This is a genomic window from Mesorhizobium sp. M7A.F.Ca.AU.001.01.1.1 (assembly GCF_004022735.1).
Classification (GTDB): domain Bacteria; phylum Pseudomonadota; class Alphaproteobacteria; order Rhizobiales; family Rhizobiaceae; genus Mesorhizobium; species Mesorhizobium ciceri.
Genome location: NZ_RZPF01000206.1, coordinates 1 through 9,120, shown reverse-complemented (window position 1 = coordinate 9,120; position 9,120 = coordinate 1). Strand labels below are relative to the sequence as shown.

General features: G+C 61.7%; 9 protein-coding genes. All 9 read left to right on the top strand.

All coding sequences use genetic code 11. From position 1 onward, the window contains the following. Positions 1-425: pyridoxal-dependent decarboxylase (locus tag EN884_RS14825; RefSeq protein WP_245491933.1), on the top strand; the 425-nt coding region annotated here is incomplete at its 5' end. 78 nt (positions 426-503) lie between these two features. Beyond that, a complete protein-coding gene (locus EN884_RS14820) occupies positions 504-1,271 on the top strand; it encodes a DeoR/GlpR family DNA-binding transcription regulator (protein WP_013531814.1) in 768 nt (255 codons plus the stop codon). Positions 1,272-1,397: 126 nt separating this feature from the next. Continuing rightward, a complete protein-coding gene (gene glpD, locus EN884_RS14815) occupies positions 1,398-2,924 on the top strand; it encodes a glycerol-3-phosphate dehydrogenase (RefSeq protein WP_013531813.1) in 1,527 nt (508 codons plus the stop codon). A 42-nt stretch (positions 2,925-2,966) separates the two neighbouring features. Next, a complete protein-coding gene (locus EN884_RS14810; RefSeq protein ID WP_063167945.1) occupies positions 2,967-4,046 on the top strand; it encodes an ABC transporter ATP-binding protein in 1,080 nt (359 codons plus the stop codon). 10 nt (positions 4,047-4,056) lie between these two features. Then, positions 4,057-5,124, top strand: a complete 1,068-nt coding sequence (locus tag EN884_RS14805) for an ABC transporter ATP-binding protein (protein ID WP_013531811.1) — start codon at positions 4,057-4,059, stop codon at positions 5,122-5,124. Next, complete coding sequence (locus tag EN884_RS14800) at positions 5,125-5,991, top strand: sugar ABC transporter permease (protein ID WP_013531810.1); 867 nt, start codon at positions 5,125-5,127, stop codon at positions 5,989-5,991. It abuts the gene before it with no gap. A gap of 1 nt (position 5,992) precedes the next feature. After that, positions 5,993-6,907 (top strand): carbohydrate ABC transporter permease, encoded by a 915-nt coding sequence (locus EN884_RS14795; RefSeq protein ID WP_063167946.1) that lies wholly within the window; start codon positions 5,993-5,995, stop codon positions 6,905-6,907. After that, positions 6,904-7,197 carry a DUF2160 domain-containing protein gene (locus EN884_RS14790; protein ID WP_024503495.1) on the top strand — a complete coding sequence of 98 codons (294 nt, stop codon included), beginning with the start codon at positions 6,904-6,906 and terminating at the stop codon, positions 7,195-7,197. The genes EN884_RS14795 and EN884_RS14790 overlap by 4 nt, the downstream gene beginning before the upstream one ends. Positions 7,198-7,276: 79 nt before the next feature. Continuing rightward, positions 7,277-9,004 carry an ABC transporter substrate-binding protein gene (locus tag EN884_RS14785; RefSeq protein ID WP_013531807.1) on the top strand — a complete coding sequence of 576 codons (1,728 nt, stop codon included), beginning with the start codon at positions 7,277-7,279 and terminating at the stop codon, positions 9,002-9,004. Positions 9,005-9,120 lie beyond the last annotated feature (116 nt).

Here is a 9,120-nt window from a genome sequence, read left to right as displayed (position 1 = left end):
GTCATGACGGCATCATCAACTATTCCGAATGGTCGGTACCGCTCGGCAGGCGATTTCGCGCGTTGAAATTATGGTTCCTGCTGCGCGCCCATGGCCTGGAACGCCTGCGCACGATGATCCGCAATCATGTCGCGTGGAGCGAAGGGCTGGCGGCGCGGCTGGCAAGGGAGCCGGATTTCCAGATCGTCAGCGAACCGATGCTGTCGTTGTTCTCGTTCCGGCACAAGACCGCAACCGACGGGGACGAGCACAATCTGCGCCTTGTCAATGCGATCAACGACGATGGCCGCATCTACCTGACGCAGACGAAGGTTGATGGACTGATCGCAATCCGGTTCCAGGTCGGACAGTTCGAGGCGACCGCCGCCGATGTCGAAACGGCTTTTGTGGTGATTACTGAAATCGCACGTGGCCTGGGTCGCTGATTTCGTTAGCCGGCTTATGCCTTTTCATCGGTTTCGTTTTCGACTATAGACAAGAAAAACGAAAACGGGAGGTTGCCCATGTATCTGTCGCCGCGCCATGCCGAGATTATCCAGATGGCCAAGGATCACGGCCGCGTGCTGGTCGATGATCTGGCCAACCACTTCAATGTGACGCCGCAGACCATACGCAAGGACCTCAACGATTTGTGCGATCAGCGGCTGCTCTCGCGCATCCATGGCGGCGCGCTGTACCCCTCCGGCATCGAGAACATGGAGTATGAGGCGAGACGCAAGATTGCCGCCGACGAGAAGGAGGCGATCGGCCGTGCGGCAGCCAGGCTGATCCCCGACAACGCCTCGCTGTTCATCAACATCGGCACCACGACCGAGTCGGTCAGCAAGGCGTTGCTCGATCACAACGGTCTCATGGTCATCACCAATAACATCAATGTTGCCAATAGGATGCGGATATATCCGTCGATCGAAGTGGTGATCGCCGGTGGTGTCGTGCGCGGTTCCGATGGCGGTGTGGTCGGCGAGGCGGCGGTCGATTTCATTAGGCAGTTCAAGGTCGATTACGCGGTGATCGGCGCATCCGCCATCGACCATGACGGGGCCTTGCTCGACTTCGATTTTCGCGAGGTCAAGGTGGCGCAGGCGATCATCGCCAATGCAAGGCATGTCATCCTGGTTTCCGACCAGACCAAATTCGAGCGAACCGCACCGGTGCGCATCGGCCATCTGTCGCAGGTCAACACCTTCATCACCGACCGCTGCGACATCCCCTCGGTGCGCAAGATCTGCCAGGAGGCCGAGGTTCAGCTGATCGAGACGTCGCTCGCCTAGGCGGTTTTCAGCTGATATCACGCGCCCGTGATATTTCGTTTGACATTCGTTATCATTTCGAAATAATTCCGACACGGTTTCGTAAAAGCCCAAAAATGGTGCAATGCGAAATCGCTGGAGGAATTTGTGGACGCATCTCCGATCCGTGACATTTTCGTCATAGGCGGCGGCATCAATGGCTGCGGTATCGCCCGCGACGCCGTCGGGCGTGGCTTTTCCGTCTTTCTCGCCGAGATGAACGACCTCGCCAGCGGGACCTCCTCGGGCTCGACCAAATTGATCCATGGCGGCCTGCGCTACCTCGAATTCTACGAATTCCGCTTGGTGCGCGAAGCGCTGATGGAGCGCGAGGTTCTGTGGAAGAACGCGCCGCACATCATCTGGCCGATGCGCTTCGTGCTGCCCTATGCCAAGGGCCTGCGCCCGGCCTGGCTGATCAGGCTCGGTCTCTTCCTCTACGACCACATTGGCGGGCGCAAATTGCTGCCGGCGACCCGGACGCTGGACATGGCCAGGGATCCGGCCGGCAAGCCTTTGAAGCCGCTATTCAAGAAGGCCTTCGAATACTCGGATGGCTGGGTCAATGACGCGCGGCTGGTGGCGCTGAACGCACGTGATGCCGCCGACCGCGGCGCAACGGTCCGCACCCGCACGAAAGTGACCGGCGCGCGCCGCGAAAACGGCTTGTGGACGGTCCAGGTCGAGGATCTGCAGACCGGCGAGACCGAGGAGATCAAGGCGCGCCTGCTGGTCAATGCCGCTGGACCCTGGGTCGATCATGTGCTTTCCGGCGTCGTCGGCCTCAACGATGTGCACAATGTCCGCCTCGTGCAGGGCAGCCACATCGTCATCGCCAGGAAGTTCGACGATCCGCGCGCCTATTTCTTCCAGAACAGGGATGGTCGCATCATCTTCGCCATTCCCTACGAAGAAGAGTTCACCCTGATCGGCACCACGGACCAGGATTACCCCGGCGATCCGCATGACGTGAGGATCAGCGACACCGAGATCGACTACCTCTGCGCCGCGGCAAGCGAATATTTCGCTGAAGCCGTCAAGCGTTCGGACATCGTCTGGACCTATTCGGCCGTCCGTCCGCTCTATGATGACGGAGCCTCCAAGGCGCAGGAAGCGACGCGCGACTATGTGCTCAAGGCCGATGGCGGCGAGGGCGCCGCCCCGATCGTCAACGCCTTTGGCGGCAAGATCACCACCTATCGCCGGCTGTCGGAATCGATGCTGGAAAAGATCGAGGGTTTTCTGGGTAAACGCGGCAAGCCGTGGACGGCAAACGCGCCGTTGCCGGGCGGCGATTTCCCGGCCACCGGTTTCGATGCCGAAGTGGCGAAACTGAAGACCGCCTATCCGTTCCTCGACGCGCGCCTGGCTCGCCGGCTGACCCGGCTCTACGGCACCCGCGCAAGGATGCTGTTGGGGCTGGCCAAATCGAACGTCGATCTCGGCCGCAACTTCGGCGCCGATCTCTACGAGGCCGAGGTGCGCTATCTCGTTCAAAACGAATGGGCCGTCACATCGGAAGATGTATTGTGGCGCCGTACCAAGCGCGGTCTGCATCTCAGCCGCGAGCAGGTGGCGGCTCTCGATGAATTCATGCACGGCATAAGCCGGCGCCATGTCGCGGCTGCCGAATGAAGAGGGGTTTGAGCTGATGCGGAAGGCCTGGGAGGAGGCGTCATGCTGGAACTGAGAAACGTCACCAAGACGGTCGGTGCGGTCGCGCATATAAGCGATGTGTCGCTGACGCTCCAGCACGGCTCGCTCAATGTCCTGCTCGGACCGACGCTATCCGGCAAGACCAGCCTGATGCGGCTGATGGCCGGCCTCGACGTGCCGACCTCCGGTTCGATCTGGTTCGACGGCCAGAATGTCACCGGCGTGCCGGTGCAGAAGCGCAAGATCGCCATGGTCTACCAGCAGTTCATCAACTATCCGGCGATGACCGTCTATGAGAACATCGCCTCGCCGCTCAGGGTGGCGGGAACCGATCAGGCGAAGATCGACAAGGAAGTGCGCCATGCCGCAGCACTTCTCAAGCTGACGCCCTATCTCGACCGCACGCCGCTGAGCCTGTCCGGTGGCCAGCAGCAGCGCACCGCACTGGCGCGCGCCATCGTCAAGAACGCCAGCCTGGTGCTGCTCGACGAACCGCTCGCCAATCTCGACTACAAATTGCGCGAGGAACTGCGCGCCGAATTGCCCAGGATCTTCGCCGCCGCCGGCACCATCTTCGTCTACGCCACGACCGAGCCGCACGAAGCGCTGCTGCTCGGCGGCAACACGGCGACGCTTTCCGAAGGGCGCATCACCCAGTTCGGACCGACCATCGACGTGTTCCGCAAACCGGTCGATCTGGTGACGGCCAAGACTTTCGCCGACCCGCCGCTCAACACCATCGTGCTGGCCAAGAAAGGTGGGGATTTCCTGCTCGAGGGTGGGGTCAAACTGCCGGTGCCCGCCGATCTCGCCGGCATTGCCGATGCCATGTACACGGTCGGTTTTCAGCCGCATCACCTGTCGCTCGATCAGCCCAATGCCGCCGCTGTGCCGGTGCGCGCCAAGGTGACGATCACCGAGATCACCGGCTCGGAAAGCTTCATCCATCTCGATTTCGCGGACGCGCGCTGGGTCATGCTGACCCACGGCATCCGCGACTTCGAACCCGACGCCGAGGTCGAGGTGTTCATCGATCCGCGCCACATCATGGTCTTCGACGAGCACGGCCGTGCCGTGGCCGCGCCGAAGCTGGCGGCTTGAGGGGAAAGATATGGCACGCATAGACGTCAACCATGTCAGGCATTCCTATCTGCCGAACCCTCGGAAGGATGCCGATTTCGCGCTCAGGGAAGTGCACCACACCTTCGAGGACGGCGGCGCCTATGCGCTGCTCGGGCCATCGGGCTGCGGCAAGACCACGCTGCTCAACATCATTTCGGGATTGCTGCACCCGTCGCACGGTCAGTTGCTGTTCAACGGCAAGGACGTGACCAATTTGTCGACGCAGGAGCGCAATATCGCGCAGGTGTTCCAGTTCCCGGTCATCTACGACACCATGACCGTCTACGACAATCTGGCCTTCCCGCTGCGCAATCGCGGCGTGCCGGAAGCCGATGTCGACCGCAAGGTGCGCGAGACGCTGGAGATGATCGACCTGGCGTCCTGGGCGAAGAAGAAGGCGAGGGGCCTGACCGCCGACCAGAAGCAGAAGATCTCGCTCGGCCGCGGGCTGGTGCGCTCCGACGTCAACGCCATCCTGTTCGACGAGCCGCTGACCGTCATCGACCCGCATATGAAATGGGTGCTGCGCTCGCAGCTGAAGCAGCTGCACCGCCGCTTCGGCTACACCATGGTCTATGTGACCCACGACCAGACCGAGGCGCTGACCTTCGCCGACCAGGTCGTGGTCATGTATGACGGCGGCATCGTCCAGATCGGCACGCCAGCCGAACTGTTCGAACGGCCACGCCATACCTTTGTCGGTTATTTCATCGGCTCGCCCGGCATGAACGTCATGCCGGTGGCCATCGACGGCAAGACGGCGACGCTCGGCTCGCAGCGCATCGAACTGCCGGGCGCGCCAAAAGCGGGCAGCGGCGCCATCGAACTCGGCATCCGTCCCGAATATGTCCGGCTTGGCCGCGACGGCATGGCCGTGCAGGTCAGCAAGGTCGAGGATCTCGGCCGCCACAAGGTGGTCCGCGCCAAGCTCGAAGGCCGCGAGATTGCGGCCGTCATCGGCGAGGACGAGACCGTGCCAGCCGATCCGAAGGTGCGGTTCGAGCCGGCCGGCATCAACATCTATGCCGATTCCTGGCGCGTCGAGATGGGGGCATAGATGGAAAAGACCTGGAACAACAAGGCCTGGTTCCTGGTGCTGCCGGTGCTGGTGCTGGTGGCGTTCTCGGCGGTCATCCCGCTGATGACCGTCGTCAACTATTCGGTGCAGGACACGTTCGGCAACAACGTCTTCTTCTGGGCCGGCACCGAGTGGTTCGAGGAACTGCTGTCTTCCAGCCGCTTCTGGGAAGCGATGGTCCGCAACCTGATCTTCTCCTTCATCATCCTGGCGATCGAAGTGCCGCTCGGCATCTTCATCGCGCTCAACATGCCGAAAAAGGGCTGGGGCGTGCCGGTCTGCCTGGTGCTCATGGCGCTGCCGCTGCTGATTCCGTGGAACGTCGTCGGCACCATCTGGCAGGTCTTCGGCCGCAACGACATCGGTCTGCTCGGCTACTACGTCAACGCGCTCGGCATCGACTACAACTATGTGCAGGACCCGTTCGATGCCTGGGTCACCGTCATCATCATGGATGTCTGGCACTGGACCAGCCTCGTCGTGCTGCTCTGCTATGCCGGCCTGGTCTCCATTCCGGATGCCTTCTATCAGGCGGCCAAGATCGATGGCGCCTCGCGCTGGGCGGTGTTCCGCTACATCCAGCTGCCGAAGATGAACAGGGTGCTGCTGATCGCCGTGCTGCTTCGCTTCATGGACAGCTTCATGATCTATACCGAACCCTTCGTGGTGACGGGAGGCGGTCCCGGCAACTCGACGACATTCCTGTCGATCGACCTCGTCAAGACCGCGCTCGGCCAGTTCGACCTCGGTCCGGCCGCAGCCATGTCGCTGGTCTACTTCCTCATCGTCCTTCTGCTGTCATGGGTCTTCTACACCGTGATGACCAACTACGACGCGGAGCGCTGAGATGACCGGCGCCAACGAAAGAGCCGATAGAGTGAGCGAGACCACAGCAGCGGGCAAACTGGCGAGCACACTCTCGCAGGATCAGGTCGCCCGGCTGATGCGCAAACGCGGCGAGGAATCGCGCTGGTGGTGGATCGTGCCGACGGTCTACATCGTCGTGCTTTTGCTGCCGATCTACTGGCTCATTAATATGAGCTTCAAGACCAATGCCGAGATCGTCTCCTCGCTGACGCTCTATCCGCACCAGCCGACGCTCGCCAACTACGTCACCATCTTCACCGACGCCTCCTGGTACTCGGGCTACATCAACTCGATCACCTATGTGGTGATGAATATGGTGATTTCGGTGGCTGCCGCGCTGCCGGCAGCCTACGCCTTCTCGCGCTACCGCTTCCTCGGCGACAAGCACCTGTTCTTCTGGCTGCTGACCAACCGCATGGCGCCGCCGGCGGTGTTCGCGCTGCCGTTCTTCCAGCTCTATTCGGCCTTCGGCCTGATCGACACGCACATTGCGGTGGCGCTGGCGCACTGCCTGTTCAACGTGCCGCTGGCGGTGTGGATCCTCGAAGGCTTCATGTCGGGTGTGCCGAAGGAAATCGACGAAACCGCCTATATCGACGGCTATTCGTTCCCGCGCTTCTTCGTCAGGATCTTCATGCCCCTGATCGCCAGCGGCATTGGCGTGGCCTGCTTCTTCTGCTTCATGTTCTCCTGGGTGGAACTGTTGATTGCCCGCACGCTGACCACCACCGACGCCAAGCCGATCGCCGCCACCATGACCCGCACGGTTTCGGCCGCTGGCATGGACTGGGGCCTGCTCGCCGCCGCCGGCGTGCTGACGTTGATCCCCGGCGCGCTCGTCATCTGGTTTGTGCGCAATTATATCGCCAAGGGCTTCGCCCTGGGGAGGGTTTGACGATGAATTTCGACCTCACCTGGATGGCGTGGACGTGGCCGACGGCGGCCTTTTTCGGGACCATCCTTCTGCTGCTGTGCGGCATGGCGGCTTGGGAATACGCTTCGCCGGGCGGCAATCCGCGCGTCGGCGTGCTGCGCTTCGAGACAACGCGCGGCGACCGTCTTTTCCTGTCGCTGCTTGGCAGCGCCTTTATCCATCTCGCTTGGTTGGGTCTTGTCGGATCCAACCTGTGGTGGGCTCTCGCTCTCTCCGTGGTCTACGCCATTGGCGTGTTCCGCTACGTATAGAGGGGGAAACTGTTGGAGCGACCGCGTGCCGGCGGCCGCTCCAGATCGCACTTGAACCTTAAAACTGTGGAGGAAACACATGCGAAGGCAATTTTTAACATCAACGACGGCCCTTGTCCTGTTGCTGGGCGTGGGCAATGCCTATGCCGGGATGGACGAGGCAAAGGCTTTCCTGGACAAGGAAATCGGCCCGCTCTCGACGCTCGACCGCGCTGGCCAGGAAGCCGAAATGCAGTGGTTCATCGATGCCGCGAAGCCTTTCGCCGGCATGGACATCAAGGTCGTTTCGGAAACCATCGCCACGCACCAGTATGAATCGCAGGTGCTGGCGCCGGCCTTTACCGCCATCACCGGCATCAAGATCACGCATGACGTCATCCAGGAAGGCGACGTCGTCGAGAAGATCCAGACCCAGATGCAGACGGGCCAGAACCTTTATGACGGCTGGGTCAACGATTCCGACCTGATCGGCACCCACTGGCGCTACCAGCAGGTGCGCAATTTGACCGACTGGATGGCGGGCGAGGGCAAGGATGTCACCAACCCGAACCTCGACCTGAAGGATTTTATCGGCACCTCGTTCACGACCGCTCCGGACAAGAAGCTCTACCAGCTTCCCGACCAGCAGTTCGCGAACCTCTACTGGTTCCGTTACGACTGGTTCAACGACGAGAAGAACAAGGCGGACTTCAAGGCCAAGTACGGCTACGACCTTGGCGTTCCCGTCAACTGGTCTGCCTATGAGGACATCGCCGAGTTCTTCACCGGCCGCGAGATCGACGGCAAGAAGGTCTATGGCCACATGGACTACGGCAAGAAGGACCCGTCGCTCGGCTGGCGGTTCACCGACGCCTGGCTGTCGATGGCCGGCAATGGCGACAAGGGCCTGCCGAACGGTCTGCCGGTCGATGAGTGGGGCATCAAGGTCGACGAGAATTCGCGTCCGGTCGGCTCCTGCACGGCGCGCGGGGGCGACACCAATGGCCCGGCCGCCGTCTACTCGATCCAGAAATACCTCGACTGGCTGAAGGCCTACGCTCCGGCGGAAGCCCAGGGCATGACCTTCTCCGAATCCGGCCCGGTTCCGGCGCAGGGCGCGGTTGCCCAGCAGATCTTCTGGTACACCGCCTTCACCGCTTCGATGGTCGATGCCGGCGCCAAGGCGGTGCTGAACGACGACGGTACGCCGAAGTGGCGCATGGCGCCGTCGCCGCATGGCGTCTACTGGAAGGACGGCATGAAGCTCGGCTATCAGGACGTCGGCTCCTGGACGCTGATGAAGTCGACCCCGACCGACCGCGCCAAGGCCGCCTGGCTCTACGCGCAGTTCGTCACCTCGAAGACAGTCGACGTGAAGAAGAGCCATGTCGGCTTGACCTTCATCCGCGAGAGCACGATCCACGACAAGAGCTTCACCGAGCGGGCTCCGAAGCTCGGTGGCCTGATCGAGTTCTACCGTTCGCCGGCCCGCGTTCAGTGGTCGCCGACCGGCACCAACGTGCCTGACTATCCGAAGCTGGCACAGCTCTGGTGGCAGGCGATCGGCGATGCGTCGTCGGGCGCCAAGACCGCGCAGGAAGCGATGGACTCGCTCTGCGGCGAACAGGAAAAGGTCATGAGCCGCATCGAGAAGTCGGGCGTTCAGGGCGATATCGGCCCGAAGATGGCCGAAGAGCATGACCTCGCCTACTGGAACGCCGACGCGGTCAAGAAGGGCAATCTCGCTCCTCAGTTGAAGATCGAGAACGAGAAGGAAAAGCCGATCACCATCAACTACGACGAACTGGTGAAGAGCTGGCAGAAGTAGCCTTGGTGTCGGCGCTCGCGCCAGCATCATGAGAATAGGGGGAGGCGGCATCTTGCCGTCTCCCCTGTTTGTGCAAAAGACTAAAGCGCGTCGCGTTGAGACGGATTCATGCAACG

Bases quoted from the DNA above. Each gene is read 5' to 3' on its own strand.
- EN884_RS14800 (WP_013531810.1), top strand. From the start codon at position 5,125: ATGGAAAAGACCTGGAACAACAAGGCCTGGTTCCTGGTGCTGCCGGTG.
- EN884_RS14820 (WP_013531814.1), top strand. From the start codon at position 504: ATGTATCTGTCGCCGCGCCATGCCGAGATTATCCAGATGGCCAAGGAT.
- EN884_RS14785 (WP_013531807.1), top strand. From the start codon at position 7,277: ATGCGAAGGCAATTTTTAACATCAACGACGGCCCTTGTCCTGTTGCTG.
- EN884_RS14805 (WP_013531811.1), top strand. From the start codon at position 4,057: ATGGCACGCATAGACGTCAACCATGTCAGGCATTCCTATCTGCCGAAC.
- EN884_RS14810 (WP_063167945.1), top strand. From the start codon at position 2,967: ATGCTGGAACTGAGAAACGTCACCAAGACGGTCGGTGCGGTCGCGCAT.
- EN884_RS14795 (WP_063167946.1), top strand. From the start codon at position 5,993: ATGACCGGCGCCAACGAAAGAGCCGATAGAGTGAGCGAGACCACAGCA.